Genomic DNA, 26465 nt, shown 5'->3' on the forward strand with positions numbered 1-26465 from the left:
TGGGTATCTCTAAAGATAGATAAACAGCTAAGGGATATCTATGTCACTGGAAGAAGGATTAAAATGTCTGCGGCTAAAGGATTACCCAAGGGCTGTAGAATTACTGGAAGAATATTGTCAACAGTCAGCTAATTTTTATTCTCCCTTATATGTTCAAGCTAAAATGGCCCTTGCTCGGGCCTATCGCGGCAATCATCAACGGCAACAAGCGATCGCCTTAGCTCTGGAACTAGAAAATCATCTTGATCAGGAAGTTAGTCAGTGGGCCAAACGATTACTGACAATCTTTGGTGCTGAACAAAAAACCATCGGTATTACCACTAATGGGGTCAAATCTCGATCGCTGCCAAGGCAGCACGATCTGCACAGGTAAGCGTCCGGTTATCCCGGACTATCCCCGAAAATAGACTTATTTTTGCTAAACTATTGACAATTACGGCTTTTTATGTTATAGTCTCTGGTCTGTTTTTTGTCACTACCCGTTTGCTCCTCATCCCTGCGGGGACGGGTGTAATTATTGCCTTGCTCTTGACCGGTTTCTTAGGCGGACTCATCCTTTTTATCGCCCCGAATCTAATTGATTGGACACAAAAACGTCTTTATCGAGTGCGTTGGGTGTCCTTAGCGGAAATTAAACGGGATAGCCCCGAATCGGCGGCGGTAATTGGGCGTGTATGCCGAGAAAAAGGGTTAAAACCGCCAAAACTAGGCATTATCGAAGACGGACAGCCCCTCGCTTTTACCTATGGCTCTCGACGGGGTAATGCTCGCTTAGTAGTTAGCAGAGGTTTATTTACCTATCTCGACGATGAGGAAGTAGCGACGGTATATGCTCATGAATTAGGGCATATTTGGCAGGGAGACTTTGCCCTGATGACTATCTGTGCTAGTTTCGCTCATTTAAGCTGTTATCTCGATTCTTTTGCCCAAAATCAAGATAATAATTTTCAAGACACAGTTTTTCTAGGCCTTCTCTCATCAATTATCACCATTTTTAGGCAAATTATTGTTTTTTGCAGTCTTTATCTGTCTCGTACTAGAGAATACTTCGCCGATCATTTTGCTGCCCAAGTTACTGGTAATCCCAATGCTTTGGCCCGTGCTTTAGTAAAAATTGCCTTTGGTTTAGTCCAAGAAAATGCCCAGTCCAGTCCCCTGTCATTAAGTATAAATGTATTAAATATTGCCCAGGAGCAGGATGCGATCATTGCCGGTAACGTTTATGGTATCGCATTGGAGTCTCGCCGGATCGGACAGAGTTTTCTCTGGGATATATATAATCCTTGGGCAAAATGGTTAGAGTTGCAATCTAATCATCCCCTGACTGGTAAAAGGATTGGCGCTTTAGCCAACTATGCCGGACAGATGGATTTAGATATAGAATTTAGTCTGGGGGAAATATTAGGGCAAGAAATAGAATTAGATCGCAAGAAACTCTATCAAAACTTTTTTCTGCGACTATGTTTATATTATGGTTGGGGACTAGGCTTTATTATTGGGGTTGTCATCGCTGGGTTTCTTGGTCTGAAATTTAGCTCTTGGGCTGCATTGGGGCTAATTTTAGTCGCTGGGGGTTTGGGTATAATTATCAATCGATTAGCTAGTTATCCTCGTCTCAAAAATGCTAGTTTCAGCGATATTTTTTCTTTAACCGATAATCCTTACAGTCATCCCCTCCCAGCTATCCCCGTCCGACTCCGCGGTGAGTTAATTGCTCAAGGAAAGAATTTCTTTCTTAAAGATAGCACTGGCATAATTCCCCTCGCTCCTAACTATCGTTTTGGTTTTTGGCATAAAATCAGGACTACTAACCCCCCCATGGCAGCAATAAATAATACATCAGTACAGATTCTCGGTTGGTTTCGTCGCGATTTATCTCCTCGTCTCGAATGGAGTCAAATAACTCACTCTGGCGGAAATATTCGGGGTTATCCCCGTTTTTGGTCTTTGGTTAGCGGTTTTTGCTTATTAGTCTCCGGTTTAATTATCGCAGTCACATTTTAAGAATGGGAAAAACTGCCACTTCATCCCTTTTCTAGTTTTAGGTACTTGCTGGAATAGTAGCCAATTTTTGAGCGCCAATCCCTAAAATCCTCCAGTCTCACACCCCGAAAACTATTGATAAGTAGGGAGGCAAAATTATTTGTAGGATGGGTTAGCGGTAGCGTAACCCATGCAGGCGTTGGGTTTCATGCTTCAACCCAACCTACGTTCATCTTATATTTAATTCCACCCACCCACTTAACTTTAGGAGTTTAGCAAATGTCCAACGAAACCGTTACCTATTCCCTAGAAGCTGTCCTAACCAGAATTGAGAGTAAAATCGACAAAATCGATGAACGTCTCACAAAATTAGAAATCGGACAGGCCGAACTCAAGGCCGAGTTAAAAGGCGATATTAAAGTATTAGACGAGAAAATCGAGGGATTAACGGCACGGGTTGGTTATCAGGAATTTACCAACCGGGGGATTCTGATAGCTTTGGTGGTTGGTGGTTGGTGGTTGCTGTCTTGGGAGGTGCTGCTAAACTTTTTGGTTTTTTCCCCAATCCCTAGAACTGGCTCCTAGAAATGGTTACTTCCCTTATGATCATAATAAATAGCTGCTCGAAAAACTCAAAAATCTATAGGAGTTTAGCAAATGTCTAACGAAACCGTCACCTATTCCCTAGAATCGATCCTTAAGGAAATTAAAGACAGCATCAAGGATGTCAACCAGAAAATCGATACCTTGCAAAAAGAAGTCAATCAGAAAATTGATACTTTACAAAAAGATGTCACCGAGATAAAAATAGCGCAAGCAGAAATCAAAAGCGAAGTTAAAGACTTAAAAGAACAGGTTAGAGACATGAAAGGCACTCAAAAAAATCAAATTTGGGCATTAATTACCCTCTTGGGTGGTTCTTTAATTACCGTCAGTTTGCGCTCGCTATTTACCAATAATCCCTAAAATTCCCAATTTTATCTTAGCCAAGTCTCCCACTTTCAAAACTATTGATAACCCTAGTAGTCCAGCAAATGTCCAACGAAACTGTCACCTATTCCCTAGAATCGATCCTTAAGGAAATTAAAGACAGCATCAAGGAAGTCAATCAGAAAATGGACACCTTGCAAAAAGATGTCAATCAGAAAATGGACACCTTGCAAAAAGATGTCAATCAGAAAATCGATACCTTGCAAGAAGATGTGAATGATTTAAAGGTAGGACAAGCTAAACTAACCGAGAAAGTCGAAGGGATGGATAAAAGACTAGAAAAAGTAGAAAATGAGCAATACACTCTAGTTAAGGCTATTTCTGACCTACAGGGTTTTCGAGGTCTGATTGTCCCTATCCTTATCGGTGCCATGAGTGCCGCTATCGGTGCAATTATCACCGTTGCTATCCGAATTCTTTTCCTCGGTAACAATCCCTAAAATTCTCCAGTCTCACACCCCGAAAACTATTGATAACTTTAGGAGTCTAGCAAATGTCTAACGAAACTGTCACCTATTCCCTAGAAGCTGTCCTAACCAGAATTGAGAGTAAAATCGACTCCCTTGAAAAACGGATGAATGAGAGATTTGACAAGATAGAAGACCGGCTAACCAAAGTAGAAATCGGACAGGCCGAACTCAAGGCCGAGTTAAAAGGCGATATTAAAGTATTAGACGAAAAAATCGAGGGATTAACCGCACGGGTTGGTTATCAGGAGTTCACCAACCGGGGGATTCTGATAGCTTTGGTGGTTGCTGTCTTGGGAGGTGCTGCTAAACTTTTTGGTTTTTTCCCCAATCCCTAGAACTGGCTCCTAGAAATGGTTACTTCCCTTATGATCATAATAAATAGCTGCTCGAAAAACTCAAAAATCTATAGGAGTTTAGCAAATGTCTAACGAAACTGTCACCTATTCCCTAGAAGCTGTCCTAACCAGAATTGAGAGTAAAATCGACTCCCTTGAAAAACGGATGAATGAGAGATTTGACAAGGTAGATGAGAGATTTGACAAGGTAGAAGACCGGCTAACCAAAGTAGAAATCGGACAGGCCGAACTCAAGGCCGAGTTAAAAGGCGATATTAAAGTATTAGACGAGAAAATCGAGGGGTTAAAGGGAGAGTTAAAAGGAGATATTAAAGTATTAGACGAGAAAATCGAGGGATTAACGGCACGGGTTGGTTATCAGGAGTTCACCAACCGGGGGATTCTGATAGCTTTGGTGGTTGCTGTCTTGGGAGGTGCTGCTAAACTTTTCGGTTTTTTCCCCAATCCCTAGAACTGGCCACCAGAGACGTTTACAGCCATTAGGATTATAATAAATGACCGCTCAAAAACCCAAACTGTATAGAGGTATGGCAAAATGTCCAACGAAACTGTCACCTATTCCCTAGAATCGGTCCTTAAGGAAATTAAAGACAGCATCAAGGAAGTCAATCAGAAAATGGACACCTTGCAAAAAGATGTAAATGATTTAAAGGTAGGACAAGCTAAACTAACTGAGAAAGTCGAAGGGATGGATAAAAGACTAGAAAAAGTAGAAAATGAGCAATACACTCTAGTTAAGGCTATTTCTGACCTACAGGGTTTTCGAGGTCTGATTGTCCCTATCCTTATCGGTGCCATGAGTGCCGCTATCGGTGCAATTATCACCGTTGCTATCAGAATTCTTTTCCTCGGTAACAATCCCTAAAATTCTCCAGTCTCACACCCCGAAAACTATTGATAACTTTAGGAGTCTAGCAAATGTCTAACGAAACCGTCACCTATTCCCTAGAATCGGTCCTTAAGGAAATTAAAGACAGCATCAAGGAAGTCAATCAGAAAATGGACACCTTGCAAAAAGATGTCAATCAGAAAATGGACACCTTGCAAAAAGATGTCAATCAGAAAATCGATACCTTGCAAGAAGATGTAAATGATTTAAAGGTAGGACAAGCTAAACTAACTGAGAAAGTCGAAGGGATGGATAAAAGACTAGAAAAAGTAGAAAATGAGCAATACACTCTAGTTAAGGCTATTTCTGACCTACAGGGTTTTCGAGGTCTGATTGTCCCTATCCTTATCGGTGCCATGAGTGCCGCTATCGGTGCAATTATCACCGTTGCTATCAGAATTCTTTTCCTCGGTAACAATCCCTAAAATTCTCCAGTCTCACACCCCGAAAACTATTGATAACTTTGGGAGTTTAGCAGAATGTCTAACGAAACCGTCACCTATTCCCTAGAATCGGTCCTTAAGGAAATTAAAGACAGCATCAAGGAAGTCAATCAGAAAATGGACACCTTGCAAAAAGATGTCAATCAGAAAATCGATACTTTGCAAAGAGATGTAAATGATTTAAAGGTAGGACAAGCTAAACTAACCGAGAAAGTCGAAGGGATGGATAAAAGACTAGAAAAAGTAGAAAATGAGCAATACACTCTAGTTAAGACTATTTCTGACCTACAGGGTTTTCGAGGTCTGATTGTCCCTATCCTTATCGGTGCCATGAGTGCCGCTATCGGTGCAATTATCACCGTTGCGATTAGAATTCTTTTCCTCGGTAACAATCCCTAAAATTCTCCAGTCTCACACCCCGAAAACTATTGATAACTTTAGGAGTCTAGCAAATGTCTAACGAAACTGTAACTTATTCCCTAGAAGCTGTCCTAACCAGAATTGAAAGTAAAATCGACTCTCTGGAAAAACGGATGGATGAGAAAATCGACTCCCTTGAAAAGCGGATGAATGAGAGATTTGACAAGGTAGATGAGAGATTTGACAAGGTAGAGGACCGGCTAACCAAAGTAGAAATCGGACAGGCCGAACTCAAGGCCGAGTTAAAAGGCGATATTAAAGTATTAGACGAGAAAATCGAGGGATTAACGGCACGGGTTGGTTATCAGGAGTTCACCAACCGGGGGATTCTGATAGCTTTGGTGGTCGCTGTCTTGGGAGGTGCCGCTAAACTTTTCGGTTTTTTCCCCAATCCCTAGAACTGGCTCCTAGGCAAGGCTAGAGGCCTTATGATCATAATAAATGGCCGCTCAAAAACCCGAAAACCCCAGAGGAGTATAGCAAAATGTCTAACGAAACTGTAACTTATTCCCTAGAAGCTGTCCTAACTAGGATTGAGAGTAAAATCGACTCCCTTGAAAAACGGATGGATGAGAAAATCGACTCCCTTGAAAAACGGATGAATGAGAGATTTGACAAGGTAGATGAGAGATTTGACAAGGTAGATGAGAGATTTGACAAGGTAGAAGACCGGCTAACCAAAGTAGAAATCGGACAGGCCGAACTCAAGGGAGAGTTAAAAGGCGATATTAAAGTATTAGACGAGAAAATCGAGGGATTAACGGTACGGGTTGGTTATCAGGAATTTACCAACCGGGGGATTTTGATAGCTTTGGTGGTTGCTGTCTTGGGAGGTGCCGCTAAACTTTTCGGTTTTTTCCCCAATCCCTAGAAGTTACCCCCGATACTTAAACCTAACCTGAAATGGGAACTTGGGGTTTTGGGGAATTAGGGTTTTGGGGATTTTGGGGTTTTTAGTAGCCATTTATCGGCATTATTAGTCATGATGACGATCAGTCCTAAAACCTTATTATACTGACCATAAAGTTTTCTACCAGTCTCAATATCTAAATATTGGCATTTAACAGCAAATTTTAACCATACTTGGCTTTCTGCTGCTTCTGCTTCCGCATCATTTAATCTCAGCAAAAATGAACCCTTATATCGTCTTCTACGCCATGCCTCCGCTAAATTAGCACAGACAGAACGAGAAGAACGTCGAATTTGATCAATTAATGAATATTTTTCCGACCCAGGAAACTTTTTAGACAGTTCAAAGATTTCCATAGCCAGATTAAAAGCGATTTGATAAACTTCTAGATCTTCATGGGTGTTCAGCAATTTCTTAGGTTTTTGCACCATAATTCCCCTTTCCTGATGGATGATTCTTACTTTCCCTTATAAATACCTCTTGTCAAACCTAAATTCAGGAAAATTCCCCATCACCCCACCACCCCATCACCCCACCACCCCATCACTACCCCATTCCCCCATCACCCCACCCCCCATCACCCCACTCCCCCATCACCCCACTCCCCCACTTCCCCAAAAAAAATCTTTCCCAAGGGTGATAGGTTTTCTGAAACAGGTGGGTAAGTTGTTTATAGAGAACAAAAAACACTTACCAAAGGATATACCCATGAACTCCACCTTCAAATTCAAACTCCTCCAAACTCTCAACAAAAAGAACGGTAACAAAGGTTTCACCCTCATCGAACTCCTAGTTGTCGTTATCATCATCGGTGTACTCGCCGCCATCGCTCTCCCCAACCTCCTCGGTCAGATAGCCAAAGGCAGACAAGCGGAAGCTCGCACCCACCTCGGTACCGTTAACCGCGCTCAACAGGCTTACCGCTTAGAACAGGGAAATTTTGGACTATTTACTGCCGCTGCTGGCAGTGTAAGTACCGGCGACTTGCCCGTATCTATAGAACCTCAATACTATAATTATACCGGACCTACCGCCACCAGTACCACTTCTGCTCTAACTAATGCTTCAGCTATCGGCGCCTTCACCGACGATATTCGCGACTACTCTGCTGCGGTATCTCAAGACGCCGATGGTGTTGTCAGAACAATCATCTGTGAAGCAGCTAATCCTACTGCTGGAGTAGCAGCAGCAACAACTGCTGCTACCTGCACTACTGGTACCCGGGTCAGATAGATATTCTTCCCAGATTGCCTAAAAGCTTTCTGGCATAATAACCAACAATTGATAATCTAGCGGAAGGTGGCAGGGAAATTTTCTCTTGGAAACCTTGCGCTTTTGATTTTTTTCGGGAAGTGGGGAAGTGGGGAAGTGGGGAAGTGGGGAAGTGGGGAAGTGGGGAAGTGGGGAAGTGGGGAAGTGGGGAAGTGGGGGAATTTCAACTAAAACCCCAACACCCGAACACCCCAACACCCGAACACCCCAAAACCCCAACACCCGAACACCCGAACACCCGAACACCCCAACACCCCAACACCCGAACACCCCAACACCCCCCGCAACGCGCACGCAGTGACCACCCCAACACCCCAACACCCAAAATATAGTCAATATTGCCAGGGCCTAACCATGAAATACCTTCTTTTTTCAGCAATCAAATCACAGGCAAAAAAAGCGAGGGGTTTTACTCTAATAGAATTGTTAGTAGTGGTGATTTTATTGGGGGTTCTCGCTGCCATCAGTTTACCGAATCTCTTTGGACAAGTCGCTAAGGGTAGGCAAGCAGAAGCGCGCGCGGCACTGGGATTAATCAATCGCGCCCAACAGGGTTATCGTTATGAAAAAGGGACTTTTGCTACTTTATCTGAACTATCTCTGGAAGCTGCCACTATTTCCCTAACATTTTATAATATCAGCGAAGTAGGAACTCCCACTCCCAATGCTTTTGGAGCCGCCTATGAATTGGATGCTTTGACTCCATTTGCTGACGATATTAAAAATTATGCCGGAGCGTCTGGACAAACGGCAGCCGGGGCCTATACTGGTATTGTTTGCGAGGATGAAACTCCTTTGGAAGATAATGTTTCTACCAGTAATTCCGCCGGTGTTCTTAGCTGTGTTAATGGCATTGAAATTAATTAAAATAACCCCAAAAATCTTTTATTTTTGTTGATAAGTAAATGGTTATAATTATGAAGGGCGTGATTTGTCGGTTAATTCATCGTAGGGTTAATTCATCGTAGGGTTAATTCATCGTAGGGTTAATTCATCGTAGGGTTAATTCATGAATTAACCGCGATGGTAGGGTTAATTCATGAATTAACCCTACTTATTAAGGGGGGATAAAGGTTCGATCCCCCCGCCTATCGGCACCCCCCTTATCAAGGGGGGCAGGGGGGATCGAACCTAAAATCCATGTTTTAATTTAATTAAAACCAGCTACTTACGTTACTGATTATTGACTTTTATTTAAAGCTATGGTAGGTGCAAAAAAATCTCTCAATCTATCCTTACTTAAAACTCTTGGTTTAGTCGCCGTCATCGGTGGACTAATCATGGCTATTGTGGAAATGCAACAGGAAAAGGTGAAAACCTTGACCAAAGAAAAGTTATTAGATAGAAATTATCGTCAAGAGTCTCGTCTAGAAAATGCTCAGGTTCAGTTATTAAAAAATATACCTTCCTTTGGCTTTGACAATATGTTAGCCAATTGGTCAATGTTGCAGTTTATACAATACTATGGCGATGGGGATGCTCGTAGGGAAACTGGTTACGGTTTAAGTCCCGATTTTATGGAAATTGTCACCAAAAATGACCCCAAATTTGTCCGCGCCTATTTGATGATGTCTGTCGCTTCTTCCCTGAATGCTGGTAAACCGGAAAGAACCGTTGAGATTATGAATAAAGGTTTATCAAAAATCACTCCTGATGTCACCGATGCCTATTTTCTTTGGTTATATAAAGGAGTGGATGAACTATTATTTTTAGGTGATATTCCCGCAGCGAAAAAATCCTATCAAATGGCCGCCGATTGGGCGAAAATTGCCGGTAATAAATTTATCGAAAAATCCGCTAGGGGAACAGTAAAATTTTTAGAAACTAATCCCGATAGTCGCGCGTCTAGAGTCGGTGCTTGGATGTTAGTCTGGATAAATAGCAAAGATGAAGAAACCCGCAGGTTAGCTAAGGAAAATATCGAAAAATTGGGCGGTAAATTGGTGATTAATAATAATCAAGTGATGGCAATTCCCCCAAAGATTAGGGTGTGACCTATTTTTCATCTTCCCAAAACTTATGATTTAATAAACCATCAATATCCTCAGCAAAGGGACAAATATCGGGAAAATTAGAGTCTGGATAATCCTCTTTCACCGCTTCTAAAGCTTCTCGATAACATTCTTCTAAAATCTCTATCATAAACCTTTTTAAACTAGGAGAATACTTAAATTCCTTCTTCAACTCCTTGCGAAAATTTCTAATTTCAATTTCCCACCCCCGATAACAATCGGGAAGAACCACATAACAACGTTTTAATAAATGTTCTAATAAACGAGTTAAAAAATTATCGACCGCTTTGCGTTGACTTTTCCCCAAAGATTCCACCTCCTCGATCAAATTCTCTAAATCAACCTGAGATAAATCCCCGGATTTTAATTGCTTAACCGTTTTCTCTATCCACAAAGCAAAATCTTGATCATACAGATTTTTTACCTTGGCTAAAGTCATAATTTTGACCTCCTCTGTTGACTAATTACCTTTATTTTACCGAAACTTCGGCAATTCATACTAAATCCGGTTATCAAAGACTGATTATTTATTCCCCCTATCCCAAGAGTGCCTCTCCTCAACCGATTTAGTATTATAGTTAAGGGATGCCCCCAAAACCCAACAACTAACAAGCCACAAACTGCACCGATCGAGGGTTAATCACAGAAACCAAAAACCTAACTAATACTATCCAAAATTACTCATGACTTATGCTATAATAGTCCTATGAGTAAGTTGACCAGATCAGAAGCGGCTAAATTGAAAGGTGTAAGCGTATCGACGTTAAGGCGTTGGGAGTCTGAAGGTAAACTAATTCCAGAACGGACTGCTAATGGGCATCGTCGTTATACAATTTCTCAGTTGCTTGGTTTAAAAGAGAATCTCTCTTATACTGTTGGCTATTGCCGTGTTTCTAGTCATGACCAAAAGAAAGATTTAGAACGTCAAAAAGAAGTTGTCGAATTGTTTTGCGCTCAAAACGGTTGGCAAGTTGAAATTATAGACGACTTAGGTTCAGGACTTAACTACAACAAAAAAGGATTAAAGCGATTAATTCGGTTGATTGTTGATAGTAAAGTAGAGAGATTGGTCTTAACTCATAAGGATAGATTACTTAGATTTGGTAATGAACTAATCTTTAGTCTGTGCGAGCAATTCGGAACTGAAGTTGTCATTATCAATCGAACTGAAGACAGTACATTTGAGGAGGATTTAGCGCCAGATGTCTTAGAAATTATTACGGTATTTTCCGCTAGATTGTATGGCTCTAGAAGCCATAAAAATAGAAAAATCGTAGAGGAGTTAAGAGACGTTGCTACTAGGATTCAAGACTGAGTTAAAACTAAATAATCAACAACGCTCATTATTAGCCCAACACGCAGGAACCGCACGTCATGCTTGGAATTGGGGTTTGGCTTTAACCAAGCAAATTTTAGACCATAATCAAGCTAACCCTGATGAAAAAATCAAGTTTCCTACGGCTATTGACCTTCACAAATGGTTGGTAGCATTGGTAAAATCAGAGCATGATTGGTATTATCAAGTGTCTAAATGCGCCCCCAATGGGCGTTAAGAGCTTTATCCGATGCTTGGAAAAGATGCTTCAAGAAGATAGCCAAACCACCAAATTTCAAGAATAAAGGTAAACAGGATAGTTTCACTTTAGATGGGAACATTAAAATTGCCCATCAAAAGATAAAAGTTCCTGTGATTGGTTGGTTAAAAACTTACGAGCGGCTACCTGATGGATACCAGCCAAAATCTGTTACTTTTAGTAAAAAAGCTAATAGGTGGTTTATTATTTTTAAGATGGAAGTTGAACAGCAAACAACCAATAAAACTTATGATGTAGTTGGTTGTGATCTAGGAATTAAATCTTTGGCTACTTTATCGACAGGTGAAACGTTTGAAGGCTCTAAAAGTTATCGTAAATACGAAAAACAATTAGCCAGACTTCAATACTTGAACCGACATAAGGTAAAAGGTTCAAATAATTGGAACAAAGCCCAACGGCAAATAGCTAAACTTCATTTTAAAATAGCTAATATCCGTAAAGATACGTTACATAAACTCACCACTTATTTAGCCAAGAACCACGGCCAGATAGTAATTGAGGATTTAAATGTGTCTGGGATGATGGCTAATCACAAATTAGCTAAAGCCATTCAGGATATGGGTTTTTACGAGTTCCGAAGACAACTTGATTATAAAACTCAGTTGTATGGTTCGGAATTAATCATAGCCGATAGGTGGTTTCCTAGCAGTAAAACCTGTTTTAATTGTGGGTACAAGAAAGAGTCTCTATCTTTAACTGAAAGAGTTTTTGAGTGTGAGCAATGCCATGTAGTTTGCGGTCGAGACTTGAACGCTAGTCTAAATCTAGCTTCTTTGGCGGTGAGTTCCACCGTGTCAGTTTGTGGAGTAGATAGTGCCGACACTACTACAGTGAAGCAGGAAGTTAACGTCAAATTTGCTCATGAGTAGATTTGAGTAAGTTTAACAGAACGGAAAACACGAGACAGAAAACTATTTAAGCGAGATGGGTTTACCCTGGACTTCCATCCGTCCGGTTTATATCTACGGACCGGGCAACTATAATGACCTAGAAGCTTGGTTTTTTGACCGTTTGGTTCGTAATCGTCCTATTCCTATACCCGGTCATGGGGAACATTTTACCCAATTTGGTCACGTTGTCGATCTGGCCAAGGCCATGGCCGCAGTATTGGGTAATTCTCAGGCTATCGGTCAAGTGTATAATATTTCTGGCGATCGCTATGTAACTTTTAACGGTTTAGCGAAAGCTTGCGCGGCAGCCATGGGGAAAAATGCCGAGGAAATCGAGATTGTTAACTATAACCGCTCAACTAAACTTACTCAAACTTACTTAAAAGCTTGAAAGCTTAGTCATTCGTAGTGGGTCAAGCACTACAGGATTAAACGGCAAACCCTTTATTCCCTGGTCAATGACATCAGGAATTACTTTTCTAATGATGTTAAATGCTCCATTGACATCGGCATTTAACAACTGATTTGTTCCCATTTTATAAAGTCCCCTAGCTAACCTTTTTCCCTTAAATAATGGTTTTTCTTCACCATATTTAGGTAACTCATCCCTATCTAAAGCACTGGATTGTGAGGTATAGGATTCTTCAGTTATTATGACTTTTATTCCTTTTAATTGAGCTTTGTAGGTTAACATTTCTATTAATCTATTATGGGGAATATTGACAAATTGTTGATTATTCCTTTTTCCTAGATTAAGAGATTGTTTCATCCGCTCATTATGCCCAATTATTAATGTCCCTATTTGATGAATAATACACCAATCTATTACTTTTTTACTGGCTGTGTGTAGATAATTTTCTACTCGACAGTTTCGTTTATGGGTTAGGAGTATCAATCTCTTAGATGAGGGTTGATTATTTCTGGTTTTCAGTTGAGATTGTAAGCGGGAACGTTGTTTGTTGTAGAAGGTGTTAATTGCTTTTAACGGTCTGCCATTTACCAAAAGAGGTGCTACACCTGTTTGATTTGTAGTTACAGCCATTAAGTTATTAACTCCTAAATCTATCCCAGCTATCTCTTGTTTATCTGTGGTTTCCGACCGTCTTTCATAGACTATTTCAATTACATAACAGCTACTTTTGGGGACAATTCTCACTTCAATTATTTCTCTTAGGGAGGTGGTAATTTTTAAGTCGCTCATAGACAAGTGACAAATTCCTTCTTTTAGAGGTTTTTTATAAATTGATTCCTGAGAATATATTAGCAAGTTTCTTCCTTTGGTTTTGTCCTTATACTTAATAATTTTAGGTTTTCCTAAAAATTTTTCAGGGTGTTTTTTCCAAGCTCTAAAAGCGGCAAAATAACTAATCCAAGCCTGATCTAATCTTCTGATTATCTGCTTGCTCACTTTCGTGGGTAAAGCTAAATAATCTGAGGTTTTAGATACCAGATGATAGAGTTGATTAAAACTCAGTTTTTGGGAGTTTTCAAAGAAATATTGGCGATAATGGTAGTTAGCTAGATTGAACAAGTTTTTTGACAAAAAGGCATAATGGTCGATTTCTGACCAGAAGGGATGGTTTTGACTGATAATATGACGTTCAACTAGCTTCATGTCTTGATTATACCTGATAACCTTCTTAAAATCTATCGGTGGCCAAAGTTCAGCAATTCTCATTTTAAGGTTTCATGACATTAAAACCCCTGCACCTAGAGGGGTTAATAATTCTTAACGAATCTCTAGATCGCTGAAACAACGCAAAATCGTTTCAAAATGAGAATTGCTGGACAAAGTTACTTATTTTAGTTATCTAGCTACAGAAATGAGTAACTTTAAAAAGCTTTAGGTAGGTTTTTGGTTTCTGTGGTTAACCCCAAAAAATTTGACTTCGGCAAAAAGAAACCTTTCCCCCTGCGGGTTCAACATTTTTACGCTGATATCAATAAAGCTACCTGGGAGTTAAACTGGCAGCCTGAATATGATCTCGTCAGTGGTTTAACAGACTCCTTCCAGAATGATTATCTCGCTTCCGGTCGCGATCGGCAAGAAATAGACTGGGCGATCGATGACCAGATCTTGGCAAACCAATAAAATTAATTTTTTGGTGGGAGTGGGGAAGTGGGGAAGTGGGGAAGTGGGGGAATTTCAACTAAAACCCCAACACCCTAAAACCCTAAAACCCTAACCCCCAAACTGACGCAGCTTTAACCAGTTATTGGACATCCCACCAACCGAAGGCCGGCCCGACAAAACGAATAACTAGCCAAACCCCGGCTAAAACTCCTATACCAATCCAGGCACCCCTAGTGGTTAACTTGTAAGCTTGGGATGCTTGACTTTTGGTAATCGGTAGCCAAGGCAGGATATTTTCTTCCTGTCCATACTTATCACCCAGGGCCGATTGACGACGTTTTGATTCACCCATACTAATGTCAGTTATTAAGAGGTTTTTCTCTGATTGTATATCGAAAGACAACCGCCTACACCCAATCCTACTGCGTGCAGGGGGGCGATCGAAACTGACGGCTGATGACCGACTGTTATAAAATTAAAGGTTGCGACTGAAACGAGAATAATTATGGCAACCATTAACAGTAATTACTTAAAACTAAAAGCGGGTTATCTTTTCCCGGAAATTGCCCGACGAGTCCAAGCTTTTGCGGCAGCCAATCCCGATGCTAACATTATCCGTCTGGGGATTGGCGATGTCACCGAACCTTTGCCCCAAGCTTGTCGCGAGGCCATGATCAAAGCAGTGGAGGAAATGGGCGATCGCTCTAGCTTTAAGGGTTACGGGCCCGAACAGGGTTATGCTTGGTTAAGGGAGAAAATCGCCGTCCATGATTTTCAGGCTCGCGGCTGTGATATAAATGCCGATGAAATCTTTATTTCCGACGGTTCTAAGTGTGATACGGGCAATATTCTCGATATTTTTGGAGATAATAACTCGATCGCTGTTACTGACCCAGTATATCCCGTTTACGTCGATACTAACGTTATGGCTGGACACACGGGAGAGGTCAACGAACGCGGCGAATACGAGGGCTTGATTTATCTGCCAATTACCGCCGAAAATAACTTTACTGCCCAGATTCCGACGGAAAAAGTCGATTTAATCTATCTCTGTTTTCCCAATAATCCCACCGGGGCCACGGCTACCAAAGAACACTTGACAGCTTGGGTTAATTATGCTAGGGCCAACGGATCGATTATCTTTTTTGATGCAGCCTACGAGGCCTTTATCACCGATGCCAGTTTACCCCACTCCATCTATGAAATCGAGGGGGCGCGGCAATGTGCGATCGAATTTCGCTCTTTTTCTAAAAATGCCGGTTTTACCGGGACCCGTTGCGCTTTAACCGTGGTTCCCCAAAGTCTGATGGCCAAAGCGGCCGACGGCAGCGATGTGCAACTCTGGAAACTGTGGAATCGTCGGCAATCGACCAAATTTAACGGCGTTTCCTACATTGTCCAACGGGGGGCCGAGGCGGTTTATTCCCCAGAAGGACAAGCACAAGTACAAGAACTTGTCAAGTTTTATTTACAAAATGCAACAATTATCCGAGAAAAATTAACCGCTGCTGGTTTAGAAGTCCATGGCGGCGTAAATGCGCCCTACGTTTGGGTAAAAACGCCCCAGGGTCTATCGAGTTGGGATTTCTTCGATAAACTGCTACATACCTGTAATGTGGTGGGAACCCCTGGATCCGGCTTTGGGGCCGCCGGAGAGGGTTATTTCCGGCTGTCGGCTTTTAATAGTCGTGCCAACGTCGAGGCCGCTATGGAGAGAATTATCGATAAATTTCAAGGCTAATGGTCAAAAGAGGGATGTTTGCGGAAGCATCCCCCAACAACCCCATCGGGAATTGATAGACTGTTGACACACCCAATTTTTCGGTAACTACTCACCGACAACGGCTCACCGATGCGACCCTTTTGGTTAGAATCCTTACAGGTAGAAAGATTAACGATCGCAATTGCTGGCCTACCAGCACATCTGCAAGGGATCAAGTTGGTGCAGTGGTCAGATCTGCACTGCGATGAACAGCATTTGCCTGTAGCTGTCCTGCAAGAAGCGATCGCCATTACTAATCAGGAAAAACCCGATCTCATCTTCCTGACGGGGGATTTTATTACCGATAGTCCCCAGCCAATTTTTACCCTGGTAGATAGCATAAAAGCTCTCGAAAGTCAAGGGGGTATTTATGCTTGTTTAGGAAATCATGACAGTTATCTTCCCCACGCCAGGGAAACGGTGAGATCAGCCTTAACTAGCGTGGGAATTCGGGTACTCTGGAATGAAATCGCCACACCCTACGGCGAAAATTTTCCCATCGTCGGATTGGCCGATTATTGGTCCGGGGAATTTTTCCCGCAAATCCTCGAGCAAATTTCCCCCGATATACCCAGACTCGTTCTTTCCCACAATCCCGATACAGCCATGATTTTAAAGGATTGGCGCGTGGATTTGCAGTTATCCGGTCATACCCACGGAGGTCAAGTGACTATCCCCGGTATCGGTTCCCTACCGATAGTTTTAGGGAAACTTAGGCGATCGCTGCCCGAACCCTATGGTCAATGGGTTCCCCTTCACCGGCAGTTTAGCAGAGTAGTCCGATACTGGCAATGGTCCGAGGGATTTCATCGAGTCGGGGAAAATCAATTATATGTCAATCGAGGCTTAGGAACCTATTTTCCCGGTCGTCTTTTTTGTCCCCCCGAAGTGACGGTAATTACTTTGATCAACGGCAGTCAGTCTTGAATCAGTGATCAGTGATCAGTCGTCAGATTTGAGTTTTCAGTGAACAGTATTAAATAGAAGTTTCCTAATGTCTTTTCACTGTTTACTTTTTTACTGATCCCTAATACCCAATTATTTTCTATACATTGAGCAGCAATCCATAGATCATTCATGGGTATGGGTCGTCCTTTGCGCTTCAAAGCTAACCGAGTTTGAGCATAAACCGAGGCAGTTTCTTTCGGCTCTTCGGTTTGTGTTATGCAATGGACGGGGGTTATAAGGGATGGAACCCTTATATAGAAAGGGATTTAGCGATTTTTGTCAATTGTTTTTTATCTAGAGCGAACTAATCAATTAAGTCTCTTGCCAGATAAGGATTTAGTCGATTTATGCCCCCCTATCGAACCATAACAAGTAACGAAGAGCCTTTCTTTCCCCAATGGTAAAACCGTACAGGCTTCTATAAAATCCAAATAACGAGGTAAATTTTGTAAGGGGCGCGTGGAATTTTCCGCACCAAATAGTAACTCTCCCACCACACCCATTGGTAAAATGATTTCTGGTAGTACCAGCACTCTTTTAGTAACCCCTACGTCTCCATTTAAAAAACGAATTGCTGCAGAAGTATCTAAGGCAATTTCACCACTCATTGACATCTACCTGACGACATTCTGTTTTAATGGCTTGTTGTAGTCCTTGTGCCTCTGAATCGCTTAAAATGCCTGAAAACTTGGCCAGAGGATGACTGTTGCCTGTTGCCTGAACTCGATGTAAAAAATTTAATACGGTTTCTATTAGATCATCAGGTGCTTGTTCGAGTTCTTGAATTAATTGTTGACGATGGTTCATAGACAGTCTTAACGAGTAATACAGTAAATGTGATGGCTACCTTGAATTCTCAATGACGTTCTCAAATTTTGGCGAACTTTTTCCCAGAAATAGATCTTAATTGACTCATCTGAATTTCGGAGATTATTCGATCGCCTAGTAATATTGTAGGCTGATAATCGTTGCCGTTGCCTCTGGATTGGTAATTCTGCCATCTTTCGGGAGTGATAGAATGCGAAGTATCCCCCGCAACAAGGAATTTAGTTTATGAGTCAATCGGGAGAAACCGTCACCTATTCCCTAGAAGCCATCCTGACGCGGATCGAGGGAAAGATCGATCGAATCGATGATCGCCTGACAAAACTAGAGGTAGGACAGGCAAAATTAATCGAGAAAGTCGAGGGAATGGATAAGCGGTTAGAAAGGCTAGAAAACGAACAATCGGGGCTAGTTAAGGATATATCCGATTTAAAAGGGGCGAAATCGCTGATTATCCCCGTAACCGTCGCGATTATTACCGCCATACTCACGGTTTTCCTTCGCTCTTTACCCTCTCCCTAGACGAATCGCGCCCGGCCTAGAAATTGCCAAGTCTAGCGGAACGATCGCCAGCTGGCGGGGGTTAGGGAGATGGACAGAAATTCCTTTTCCATTCGCCCGCAGGTAAGCTGTTGACTATCTAAATTACTGGTTAAGACTGTCTATGAGTGCCGGAGTTGGGAGCGGGGAGAGGTAGTTCGAGCATTTGTACTAAACTTTTCAAGACGCGGTTTCAAGGCAGTACAGCTTATCTATACCAGGATTTCGGCAAAACATGAAAATTATCGCCTACACCTATACCAATCCCCTGCTTGATAGTCCCCCCGATAACTCGATTTCGACCTATTCTCCCGAACAAGTGTATCAGGATTTTGGCGATCGCTCACAACGGCAGCAACTGCTCCGCGATTGTCAAGGAACTCCCCCCGACTGCTGATCCTACGTCGCCTAGCAGAATTGGGAGACAATGGCACAGAAGTTAGCAAAATTTTACAATCCTTAGAAGCCCTCGACATAGATATAATTGCCCTAGAAGACCCAGATTATAAGCTGAATTTTGCCAAGATTCTGCAAGAAATATCAAAAAACGAACTAAGTAATCGTTTAAAAGCAGGTCACGCTCACAATCGTCTGCAAGCTTTGCCTCCCCCCGGAAAAGCACCCTACGGTTATCGTCGTGGCAAGGAGCGTTATATACTCGATCGCAGTACCGCACCGGTAGTCAAAGACTTTTTTGATCGCTTTTTGATTTCCGCTTCCCTGCGTTCCACGGTGCGCTATCTAGAAAAACGCTACGGCAAAAAGATATCGGTAGCTACTGCCCATAAATGGCTAACTAATCCCGTTTATCGCGGTGATTTGTGCTATCTCGGTCAAGATATTATCCCCGATACCCACACCCCGATTATCTCCCGGGAAGAAGCAGCCCAGATCGATCGCATCCTGAGAAATAATCGCAAATTACCCCCCCGCAGTGCCAGCGCCCCGCGTTCCTTAGCGGGTTTAGTCGTCTGTAATCAATGTCAATCGGGGATGACGATTACCAAAGTGACAGCGCGAGGAAAAGGCACAGAATACCTCTATTTGCGACCTTTGCAATGTCCCCGGACAAAAAAATGTTCGGCGATCGCTTATGAAAAAATTCTTCGTAGCACAATCGAGCGCATTTGTCAAGACCTACCAGCGACGATCGCTCAGATATCTTTACCTGATTTAGAGACGATCAAACGGGGAATGAGCGAGGAAATAGGGCAAAAAAACGATATTTTGTCGCAATTGCCCTCCCTAGAAGCGGCGGGAATTTTAGATCAAGAAACGGCTAATCTCAGGGCCTATAAACTTAAAAACGAGATCGCACAGATTCAAGGACGTTTAGACCAATTACCCCCCGATAACCTGACTATTATCGCTCGTGCCGTTGCTTTTCCGCAATTTTGGCGAGATTTATCGGAAATCGAGCGTCGTTTTTATTTTCGCGAGTTTATCCGTCGCATCGAAATCGAGAGAGAAACGGCTAATAATTGGCATTTACGTTTAATCTTCGTTTTTTAAGCAGGTGGGTATTAAAAACTTTCAGATCCCCCCACCTATCGGCACCCCCCTTATCAAGGGAGGCAGGGGGGAGCCAACCTAAAATCCATTTTTAATTTAATTATAACCAACTACTTAACAGTCTGGGACAATCTTAAAGTTAGCTAAAAATTGAGGAATTTTTGAGTGATCAATGCTAAGAAAAAGGCCAACAGCGATCGATCTCAACTATGAGCAATAACAAAAGATTAACTAGGTATAAAAAAGGGCGAAAATCCTCCCGGACAAAACCCCACCTTTACGATTATCACTATAACCAACCCGGGACGATGCCAGGGTTAATCACCATCGATGAAAATGCCGTTGCTACCGAGATATTTTTAATTAATTATAACCGTCAACAAGCGACTATAGTTAACAATCTCTTACCTCAAGACTGTCTTAAATATTTATCCAATGATTCCATCTCTTGGATCGATATCGTCGGTTTGGGTAATGAAGATAAACTGCAAGAGTTGGGGGAAATTTTTCATTTGCATCCCTTAACCCTTGAGGATATAGTCAGTATTCCCCAAAGACCAAAAGTGGAAGAATGCGAGAATTATATTTTAATTATAGTGCCAATGGCCATCCTGATCGATCATCAGGGTTTTTTGTTAGAACAAATCAGTTTAATAGTCGGGAAGAATTATGTTTTAACCGTGCAGGAAGAAGGACAATACGATTCTTTAGAGGGAGTTAGGGAAAGAATCCGTTTAAATAAAGGTTCCATCCGGCAGCAAAAATCGGGTTATTTAGCCTACGCAATTTGGGATGCTATTATTGACGGTTATTTTCCTGTTTTAGAGTCCTACGGAGAAAGAATCGAGGAGTTAGAAAACGAAATTTTAGCTAGTCCCACGGAGCAGACTTTATCAAAAATTTACCAACTACGTCAGGAATTACTCTCCCTGCGACGAGCAATTTGGCCGCAAAGGGATACCCTCAATGCTCTTTTACGGGATGAGTATATTGTCATCGATACAACGATTAAACCCTATCTAAGAGACTGTTATGACCATGTGGTACAAATCCTCGATGTTATCGAAAATTACCGGGAATTCGCCAATGGTTTAATGGATTTTTACCTTTCTTCCGTGAGTAATAAAATGAACGAGATTATGAAAACTTTAACGGTAATCTCGACTATTTTTATCCCTCTCACCTTCATTGTCGGTATTTATGGCATGAACTTTAATACTGATAAATCTCCCTATAATATGCCCGAATTAGAATGGTATTGGGGCTATGTGTTCGTCTGGGTGTTGATGCTAACCGTTGCTTTCAGTTTAATCATTTTCTTTTGGCGACGCGGCTGGTTTAAGAACCTATCGACAGCGAAGAAAAGATAAACTGTTAAGCAGATTAGACAGACTGGATTACCTTGCCGGCATCTAGCAAGAGAAAATGGCTATTGCAGAGAAATTAATAGTTTAGTGTCGGCGGTATTTTTTAACACTTTCAGTTGATGGCTTCTCATTTTGTCCAACCAACTATAGTGCTGGCTGTGACATTGATAGACGATATCGATGTCACCAATCTCTGACTTAACCTGAGCCAAGTAGTTTTCTAGTTCGCTAATTTTCATAACCAATCTCGCTTGCGCTGAAGGACATCAACCCCAAACCAAGAATTATCGCTAAAGGATAGGGGTGACTACAGTTACTATTATAGGCCGATCATAATTCCTAAAAAAGTTCTTATCTAACAAAGTTAGCTAATGTCAGGGTTAGATGATATTGGCGAAGTTTCTTTCTAGTCGTCTAGGGGGCAGCACCATCCCTAGGCAAACGGGCTAATTTACCGAAGAATGGCCGCAGTAATGCCCAAGCAATGCCGATAATCGGGCCAAGTCAAGAAATAAAAAATGCTCGATATTGTCTTTCCCTTCGCCCAGCTTCGATAATTAATTCTTTTTTCATTACTTTTTAGTCTCTGGGGGTGGCTGTTGAGAAGCTGCCGCAATCGCTTGATTTAAACGAGTTAATTCCTCCTTAAATTTTGGTTCTTGGGGATAGTCTTTGACTAATTTTTCTAGGAGACTTTTCGCCCCAGAAACGTCTTGAGTTTGTAATCTTGTTCCATAAAGAACTAGCATCACTTCCAGATTGTCGGGATATTTTTGATATAACTTTTCTAAAGGTTCTCTGGCTCCGATAAAATCTTTTAACTGTAAACGAGCTTGGGCTAGTCCTTGCAAAGCAGTGGGGTTATCTGGTTCACGTTCGAGAATTTTCTCGTAACCTTTGACCATTTCTTCTAATTTTTCGGGAGGAATAGTTGCCTCTTGCCCGGGTTGATTGCCTTGGGGGGAATTAGAATTATTATTTTTCAATAAACCTAAGGTTGGCACCACCATTAAAGCCAGAAATACTAAACCAGAGGAAACAATTAAGACTCGTTTGAGCGTATCGTTATTTTTTTGGGGCATACTTTTTAAAGATTAGAGATAAGATTAATTATTGGTGACTCGATGAAATTCGTGACCCCAAAGATTATAAGCCCAAATTCCCAAGCCAAAACTACCTAAGCAGAGGAGGGTGAGCATCAGGAAAACTTGCCACCTATTGTAACCTGCTTCCTGAAGTTCTAGACGACCAAGGATAGTGGCGGCTAAGAGGATTAAAACTCGACTAAATACCGCCCACTTGTGGAAGATAAAAACTACCGCCAAAGACCAGCCGAGAATTGATAATACAGCACTAATATCGTTTTTAAACCAACTGCGGAAAAATACCGGCATTAAGTGACTAAACAGAGTTAATCCTAGGGCAATTGAGAGGATAACCCCTACCGCTAGGATATAGATGATGATTTCTAGCCATTCGCTAGTGAGAGTCCAATTCATCTCATCACCGCGGGCAAGTAACCAATCACTCCATGATAAACGCTCATGGGCGATCGACCAGCCAAACAGCCCATAGACCGATGGAATCAGAAAAGTAAGTAGTATAATACGCCAAAACATAATCAGTTATCAGTTATCAGTTATCAGTTATCAGTTTTGAGTTATTAGTTATCAGTTTTGAGTATTAAGGTTCTTCGTTACTTGGTATGGTTCGATAGGGGGGCATAAATCGACTAAATCCTTATCTGGCAAGAGACTTAATTGATTAGTTCGCTCTAGAGCAAAAACAATTGACAAAAATCGCTAAATGCCTTTCTATATAAGGGTTCCATCCCTTATAACCCCCGTCCATTGCATAACACAAACCGAAGAGCCAGTATCCTAAGTGAGCAGTATGTATTAAGTGAGCCTGATCAAATGCCAGTTTACTACTGTCTTTTCACTGATTACTGTTTACTGCTTACTGATCACTGATCACTGTTTACTGATCACTGAAAAAAGTCAAGCCTGAACTCTGAAAGAGACGAAAATTGCCCCTTTTCAGACTTCAGGCCCGTGGAGTTGTCCCGATCGCTTAGGACATATACTGGATGATAAAGTCGAAGTAGGGGGCTGCTTCCACGGCATCCTCTTGAGTCAAAAGACCTAAAGCGGCCTCTTTGAGACAACGAATCGCCTCCACCATGCCGGGGACGGGAACATTAAGAGAGTTATACATCTCTTTGACCCCGATTAGGCCGGTTTGTTCGATCGGTGCTTTATCTCCGGCTAATACCCCATAGGTAACTAGACGCAGATACCAACCATAATCGCGCAAGCATTGATTATATTGACGCTGACCGTAGGCATTACCCCCCGGCGCTCTATAATCGGGACGTTTCTTGAACAGTTGTTTTTGAGCCTGATCGACGATTTTTTTCTCATTTTCAGCGAGAGTCTCGGCAATGCGAATTCTCTGCTCACCGGTTTTTAAAAACTGCCCGATACCCTGTAGTTCACCACTACTAGGATAACGAAGTTCGTCGTCGGCTTTGAGGATGACTTGGCTAACTACGCTCATAATATCAAGGTAAATTCTGATAACATTCTGTAGTTTATCTCAGGTCGGGGTCTGGAAGTCGAGTCATCCCTGCTGGTTGGGCAATTCCTAAAAATTGTAATATTTCGTTATGAGTTTCCCCGACAGCCCGGTTACTGTCTAGAATGAATGTATTAGTGGTCAGGAGCGAGGAGATGGCAATTGAGATGTCACCGCACACCGATTAACTTGAACCCGATAACTGGTAATTAATATGGAATTTTTAGCATCCTTCCTATTGATAGCGGGCATTCTGGGATTAAATGGCTTTAAAATCGATCGAGAATACCAGCGTGGTGTTATCTTTCGTCTAGGGCGTTATCAAGACACCAAAGGCCCTGGACTGTACTGGATCATTCCCCTAGTTGACCAAAAAATGCAGCTGGATATTCGCACCAAAACCGTCGATATCGCCCCGCAAGAAACTGTCACCGCCGATAATGTCACAATTAAGGTTAATGCGGTTCTCTACTATCGCATTATCGACCCTAGCAAAGCGATTAATAAAGTCGAATCCTATCCTGCGGCCGTTTATCAAGCGGCCATGACCACTTTAAGAAATGTAGTTGGTCAAAATCATCTCGATGATGTCTTGCAAAAACGAGACAAAATTAATCATGCGGTTCAACAAATTGTCGATGAAATTAGCGAACCTTGGGGCATTGATATCGAACGGGTGGAGATGAAAGATGTGGAAATTCCCACCGGTATGCAGCGAGCTATGGCCAAGGAAGCGGAAGCATTGCGAGAAAAACGGGCCCGTTTGATTAAAGCGGCCGCAGAACAGGAAGCCTCCCTAAAATTAGCGGAAGCTTCCCGATTAATCATGGAAAATCCCGCCGCTTTGGAATTACGCCGCCTACAAATGTTAACGGAAATTGGAGCGGAAAATAACACCAGTACCGTGATTATGCTCCCCTCCGATATCTTAAATCTCGCTCAAAAATTAGCCGAAAAACCATCACAAAATGGCTCAATTGTCAATAGCCAAAAGGGTTAATTTTCTCTGGTGTGTTAGGTTGGTTTAACACACCTAAAATTGTTAAGTAGCTGGTTATAATTAAATTAAAAATGGATTTTAGGTTCGATCCCCCCTGCCCCCCTTGATAAGGGGGGTGCCGATAGGCGGGGGGATCTGATAATTTTTAACGCCTACCTACTTAATTAACGCATGGTGACAAATTCCTCGGCAGCACTGGGATGAATGCCGACAGTGGCATCAAAATCGGCTTTTGTTGCACCCATTTTTACGGCAATGGCTACTCCTTGAATAATTTCTGCGGCGTGATCTCCTACCATGTGCGCCCCAAGGATTTTACCACTTTCCTGATGGACAACTAATTTCATCAAAGTTTTGTCCTCTCGGCCTGGTAAAACATTGTAACCGGGGCGGAATTTAGACCGATAAACTTTAATTCCCGTGTCACCATATAGGTTTTTGGCTTGCAATTCTGTTAATCCCACCGTCGCCGCTTCAGGAGTAGAAAATACTGCCGAGGGAACGTTTTCATAACTCATTAACCGGGGTTTATTACCAAAGACTGTATCGGCAAAAGCTCGCCCCTGATTAATGGCGACGGGAGTTAAATTAATTTGATCAGTACAATCGCCCACGGCATAGATATTGTCTTCGCTGGTTTGGCTATACTCGTTGACAACAATTGCCCCGTTTTTTACCTCGACATTGACATTCTCTAAGCCCAATTTTTCCAGCTTAGGAATTCTTCCAGTAGCGGCTAATCCTAGGGCATCAACAAAGATAATTTCTCCAGTTTCTTTCCCCTGAATATGTACTTTTAACCCCTCAGCAGTTTTCTCGATCGAAGTGGGGAAAGTTTCGGGCATAATTTTAATTCCCTGACGGATCATTTCTGCTTGAATCTCATCGCGGATATCCTCATCAAACCCTCTTAAAATCTTGTCTTTACGGATTAACTGCACCACTTCCGTCCCCAATCCGTGCATAATACCAGCAAATTCCACCCCAATATATCCCGCCCCTAAAACTATAATTCTTTTCGGTTGTTCTGGCAGTTGAAACATGGCATCAGAAACTACTGTATGTTCTATCCCCGGAATATCGGGTTTAACGGGATGTCCCCCCACGGCAATTAAAATTTTATCGGCAGTAATTTTCTCCTCTCCTACCTCTAGGGTATGGGTATCAATAAACTTGGCATAATTAGGAAAAATCGTCACTTGAGAATTATCGAGCATCTTTTGATAAATGCCATTTAAACGGATAGTTTCCTGATTAACGGCGCTAATTAATTTTTGCCAATTTAACTGACTCTCTACTGGACTCCAACCGTAACCTTCCGCATCCTTAAATAGTTGCGGAAAACGACTAGAATAAACCATTAATTTTTTGGGAATACAACCACGATTAACACAGGTTCCTCCCAAGCGATCGTATTCTGCTAATCCCACTTTTGCCCCGTATTCGGCTGCCCGTCTAGCGGTGGCAATACCCCCAGAACCACCACCAATCACGAATAAATCAAAATCATAACTCATAAAAATATCCTCGCGAATGTATAGAAATTTGACGGAATCAAGAAACTTTCTGGGCAAAAAAGGAAGCGAATATCTCGGATCAATCCCTAAGTGAATCTATTCAGTAACTAGGA

Annotated in this window: 32 protein-coding genes and 5 pseudogenes; 26 read left to right on the forward strand and 11 right to left on the reverse strand. The window is 42.0% G+C overall.

What is annotated here, in order from left to right:
• Positions 1 to 40 precede the first annotated feature (40 nt).
• From VL20_RS33310 to VL20_RS24485, 12 genes and pseudogenes are all read left to right on the forward strand, one after another.
• Positions 41 to 373, forward strand: a complete 333-nt coding sequence (locus tag VL20_RS33310; protein WP_284525911.1) for a hypothetical protein — start codon at positions 41 to 43, stop codon at positions 371 to 373.
• Between the two features lie 53 nt (positions 374 to 426).
• Entirely contained in the window at positions 427 to 2004 is a 1578-nt protein-coding gene (locus tag VL20_RS24435) for a M48 family metalloprotease (RefSeq protein ID WP_284525912.1), read from the forward strand.
• Positions 2005 to 2262: 258 nt separating this feature from the next.
• A pseudogene (locus VL20_RS24440) lies at positions 2263 to 2555 on the forward strand (DUF4164 domain-containing protein).
• Positions 2556 to 2640: 85 nt separating this feature from the next.
• Entirely contained in the window at positions 2641 to 2949 is a 309-nt protein-coding gene (locus VL20_RS24445) for a coiled-coil domain-containing protein (RefSeq protein WP_052278082.1), read from the forward strand.
• Positions 2950 to 3017: 68 nt separating this feature from the next.
• Positions 3018 to 3413 (forward strand): shikimate dehydrogenase, encoded by a 396-nt coding sequence (locus VL20_RS24450; protein ID WP_052278083.1) that lies wholly within the window; start codon positions 3018 to 3020, stop codon positions 3411 to 3413.
• Between the two features lie 53 nt (positions 3414 to 3466).
• On the forward strand, positions 3467 to 3778 hold the full coding sequence (locus tag VL20_RS24455) for a DUF4164 family protein (protein ID WP_052278084.1): 312 nt from the start codon (positions 3467 to 3469) through the stop codon (positions 3776 to 3778).
• An 85-nt stretch (positions 3779 to 3863) separates the two neighbouring features.
• Positions 3864 to 4250 (forward strand): DUF4164 family protein, encoded by a 387-nt coding sequence (locus VL20_RS24460; protein ID WP_052278085.1) that lies wholly within the window; start codon positions 3864 to 3866, stop codon positions 4248 to 4250.
• Between the two features lie 84 nt (positions 4251 to 4334).
• On the forward strand, positions 4335 to 4664 hold the full coding sequence (locus VL20_RS24465) for a shikimate dehydrogenase (protein ID WP_052278086.1): 330 nt from the start codon (positions 4335 to 4337) through the stop codon (positions 4662 to 4664).
• Positions 4665 to 4717: 53 nt separating this feature from the next.
• Positions 4718 to 5113 (forward strand): shikimate dehydrogenase, encoded by a 396-nt coding sequence (locus VL20_RS24470; RefSeq protein WP_052278087.1) that lies wholly within the window; start codon positions 4718 to 4720, stop codon positions 5111 to 5113.
• A 54-nt stretch (positions 5114 to 5167) separates the two neighbouring features.
• On the forward strand, positions 5168 to 5530 hold the full coding sequence (locus tag VL20_RS24475) for a hypothetical protein (RefSeq protein WP_052278088.1): 363 nt from the start codon (positions 5168 to 5170) through the stop codon (positions 5528 to 5530).
• A gap of 53 nt (positions 5531 to 5583) precedes the next feature.
• Positions 5584 to 5949: a DUF4164 family protein gene (locus VL20_RS24480; RefSeq protein ID WP_052278089.1), complete on the forward strand. Its 366-nt coding sequence runs from the start codon at positions 5584 to 5586 to the stop codon at positions 5947 to 5949.
• Between the two features lie 86 nt (positions 5950 to 6035).
• Positions 6036 to 6422 (forward strand): DUF4164 family protein, encoded by a 387-nt coding sequence (locus VL20_RS24485; RefSeq protein ID WP_052278090.1) that lies wholly within the window; start codon positions 6036 to 6038, stop codon positions 6420 to 6422.
• Between the two features lie 56 nt (positions 6423 to 6478).
• Here VL20_RS24485 and VL20_RS24490 read toward each other — a convergent pair whose 3' ends face one another.
• On the reverse strand, positions 6479 to 6892 hold the full coding sequence (locus VL20_RS24490) for a four helix bundle protein (RefSeq protein ID WP_002772592.1): 414 nt from the start codon (positions 6890 to 6892) through the stop codon (positions 6479 to 6481).
• A gap of 277 nt (positions 6893 to 7169) precedes the next feature.
• Between VL20_RS24490 and VL20_RS24495 the strand changes: the two genes are divergently transcribed.
• The 4 genes from VL20_RS24495 (at position 7170) to VL20_RS24505 (ending at position 9727) form a co-directional block, all read left to right on the forward strand.
• Positions 7170 to 7694, forward strand: a complete 525-nt coding sequence (locus tag VL20_RS24495) for a type IV pilin protein (RefSeq protein WP_052278091.1) — start codon at positions 7170 to 7172, stop codon at positions 7692 to 7694.
• 119 nt (positions 7695 to 7813) lie between these two features.
• On the forward strand, positions 7814 to 8065 hold the full coding sequence (locus tag VL20_RS31380; RefSeq protein WP_158499387.1) for a hypothetical protein: 252 nt from the start codon (positions 7814 to 7816) through the stop codon (positions 8063 to 8065).
• A gap of 22 nt (positions 8066 to 8087) precedes the next feature.
• Positions 8088 to 8600: a type IV pilin-like G/H family protein gene (locus VL20_RS24500; protein WP_052278092.1), complete on the forward strand. Its 513-nt coding sequence runs from the start codon at positions 8088 to 8090 to the stop codon at positions 8598 to 8600.
• 335 nt (positions 8601 to 8935) lie between these two features.
• Entirely contained in the window at positions 8936 to 9727 is a 792-nt protein-coding gene (locus VL20_RS24505) for a hypothetical protein (protein ID WP_052278093.1), read from the forward strand.
• Between the two features lies 1 nt (position 9728).
• Here VL20_RS24505 and VL20_RS24510 read toward each other — a convergent pair whose 3' ends face one another.
• The gene (locus VL20_RS24510) at positions 9729 to 10184 is read right to left on the reverse strand and encodes a DUF29 domain-containing protein (RefSeq protein WP_052278094.1); all 456 of its coding nucleotides are present in this window, start codon (positions 10182 to 10184) and stop codon (positions 9729 to 9731) included.
• Between the two features lie 267 nt (positions 10185 to 10451).
• Between VL20_RS24510 and VL20_RS24515 the strand changes: the two genes are divergently transcribed.
• From VL20_RS24515 to VL20_RS24525, 3 genes and pseudogenes are all read left to right on the forward strand, one after another.
• A complete protein-coding gene (locus VL20_RS24515; protein WP_052278095.1) occupies positions 10452 to 11060 on the forward strand; it encodes an IS607 family transposase in 609 nt (202 codons plus the stop codon).
• Positions 11038 to 12209: pseudogene (locus tag VL20_RS24520) on the forward strand (RNA-guided endonuclease InsQ/TnpB family protein). The gene VL20_RS24515 and the pseudogene VL20_RS24520 overlap by 23 nt, the downstream one beginning before the upstream one ends.
• Positions 12210 to 12231: 22 nt before the next feature.
• Positions 12232 to 12582: pseudogene (locus tag VL20_RS24525) on the forward strand (NAD-dependent epimerase/dehydratase family protein); the annotation flags it as partial.
• A gap of 27 nt (positions 12583 to 12609) precedes the next feature.
• On the opposite strand, the gene VL20_RS24530 reads toward VL20_RS24525, so the two are convergent.
• Positions 12610 to 13845, reverse strand: coding sequence for an RNA-guided endonuclease InsQ/TnpB family protein (locus tag VL20_RS24530; RefSeq protein ID WP_052278096.1), 1236 nt, complete (start codon positions 13843 to 13845; stop codon positions 12610 to 12612).
• Between the two features lie 255 nt (positions 13846 to 14100).
• On the opposite strand from VL20_RS24530, the pseudogene VL20_RS24535 reads away from it, so the two are divergent.
• Positions 14101 to 14322, forward strand: a pseudogene (locus tag VL20_RS24535) (NAD-dependent epimerase/dehydratase family protein); the annotation flags it as partial.
• A 121-nt stretch (positions 14323 to 14443) separates the two neighbouring features.
• Here VL20_RS24535 and VL20_RS24540 read toward each other — a convergent pair.
• Positions 14444 to 14656, reverse strand: coding sequence for a DUF2839 domain-containing protein (locus VL20_RS24540; protein WP_008200026.1), 213 nt, complete (start codon positions 14654 to 14656; stop codon positions 14444 to 14446).
• A gap of 153 nt (positions 14657 to 14809) precedes the next feature.
• Here VL20_RS24540 and VL20_RS24545 point away from each other — a divergent pair, with 153 nt between their 5' ends.
• Entirely contained in the window at positions 14810 to 16045 is a 1236-nt protein-coding gene (locus VL20_RS24545; protein ID WP_052278098.1) for an LL-diaminopimelate aminotransferase, read from the forward strand.
• A 111-nt stretch (positions 16046 to 16156) separates the two neighbouring features.
• Positions 16157 to 16993 (forward strand): metallophosphoesterase, encoded by an 837-nt coding sequence (locus VL20_RS24550; protein WP_052278099.1) that lies wholly within the window; start codon positions 16157 to 16159, stop codon positions 16991 to 16993.
• A 329-nt stretch (positions 16994 to 17322) separates the two neighbouring features.
• Here VL20_RS24550 and VL20_RS24555 read toward each other — a convergent pair whose 3' ends face one another.
• On the reverse strand, positions 17323 to 17622 hold the full coding sequence (locus VL20_RS24555; protein WP_284525913.1) for a PIN domain-containing protein: 300 nt from the start codon (positions 17620 to 17622) through the stop codon (positions 17323 to 17325).
• A complete protein-coding gene (locus tag VL20_RS24560) occupies positions 17612 to 17821 on the reverse strand; it encodes a hypothetical protein (RefSeq protein WP_002769840.1) in 210 nt (69 codons plus the stop codon). The genes VL20_RS24555 and VL20_RS24560 overlap by 11 nt, the downstream gene beginning before the upstream one ends.
• A gap of 246 nt (positions 17822 to 18067) precedes the next feature.
• On the opposite strand from VL20_RS24560, the gene VL20_RS24565 reads away from it, so the two are divergent.
• The 3 genes and pseudogenes from VL20_RS24565 (at position 18068) to corA (ending at position 21261) form a co-directional block, all read left to right on the forward strand.
• On the forward strand, positions 18068 to 18361 hold the full coding sequence (locus tag VL20_RS24565; protein WP_002759475.1) for a hypothetical protein: 294 nt from the start codon (positions 18068 to 18070) through the stop codon (positions 18359 to 18361).
• A gap of 253 nt (positions 18362 to 18614) precedes the next feature.
• A pseudogene (locus VL20_RS24570) lies at positions 18615 to 19891 on the forward strand (recombinase family protein).
• Between the two features lie 209 nt (positions 19892 to 20100).
• Positions 20101 to 21261, forward strand: a complete 1161-nt coding sequence (gene corA, locus VL20_RS24575) for a magnesium/cobalt transporter CorA (RefSeq protein WP_052278100.1) — start codon at positions 20101 to 20103, stop codon at positions 21259 to 21261.
• Positions 21262 to 21320: 59 nt separating this feature from the next.
• Here corA and VL20_RS31955 read toward each other — a convergent pair whose 3' ends face one another.
• The 4 genes from VL20_RS31955 to VL20_RS24590 all read right to left on the reverse strand — a co-directional run bounded on the left by VL20_RS31955 (position 21321) and on the right by VL20_RS24590 (position 23817).
• Complete coding sequence (locus VL20_RS31955; protein ID WP_167341568.1) at positions 21321 to 21497, reverse strand: hypothetical protein; 177 nt, start codon at positions 21495 to 21497, stop codon at positions 21321 to 21323.
• Positions 21498 to 21830: 333 nt separating this feature from the next.
• Positions 21831 to 22340 carry a tetratricopeptide repeat protein gene (locus VL20_RS24580; RefSeq protein WP_052278101.1) on the reverse strand — a complete coding sequence of 170 codons (510 nt, stop codon included), beginning with the start codon at positions 22338 to 22340 and terminating at the stop codon, positions 21831 to 21833.
• 24 nt (positions 22341 to 22364) lie between these two features.
• Positions 22365 to 22877, reverse strand: a complete 513-nt coding sequence (locus VL20_RS24585; RefSeq protein WP_052278102.1) for a hypothetical protein — start codon at positions 22875 to 22877, stop codon at positions 22365 to 22367.
• A 454-nt stretch (positions 22878 to 23331) separates the two neighbouring features.
• A complete protein-coding gene (locus VL20_RS24590; RefSeq protein WP_052278103.1) occupies positions 23332 to 23817 on the reverse strand; it encodes an allophycocyanin subunit alpha-B in 486 nt (161 codons plus the stop codon).
• 232 nt (positions 23818 to 24049) lie between these two features.
• Here VL20_RS24590 and VL20_RS24595 point away from each other — a divergent pair, with 232 nt between their 5' ends.
• Positions 24050 to 24835: a slipin family protein gene (locus VL20_RS24595; RefSeq protein ID WP_052278104.1), complete on the forward strand. Its 786-nt coding sequence runs from the start codon at positions 24050 to 24052 to the stop codon at positions 24833 to 24835.
• 164 nt (positions 24836 to 24999) lie between these two features.
• Here VL20_RS24595 and gorA read toward each other — a convergent pair whose 3' ends face one another.
• Positions 25000 to 26352, reverse strand: coding sequence for a glutathione-disulfide reductase (gene gorA / locus VL20_RS24600; RefSeq protein ID WP_052278105.1), 1353 nt, complete (start codon positions 26350 to 26352; stop codon positions 25000 to 25002).
• Positions 26353 to 26465 lie beyond the last annotated feature (113 nt).

The sequence above is a fragment of the Microcystis panniformis FACHB-1757 genome (assembly GCF_001264245.1).
In the GTDB taxonomy this organism is placed as follows: Bacteria; Cyanobacteriota; Cyanobacteriia; order Cyanobacteriales; family Microcystaceae; genus Microcystis; species Microcystis panniformis.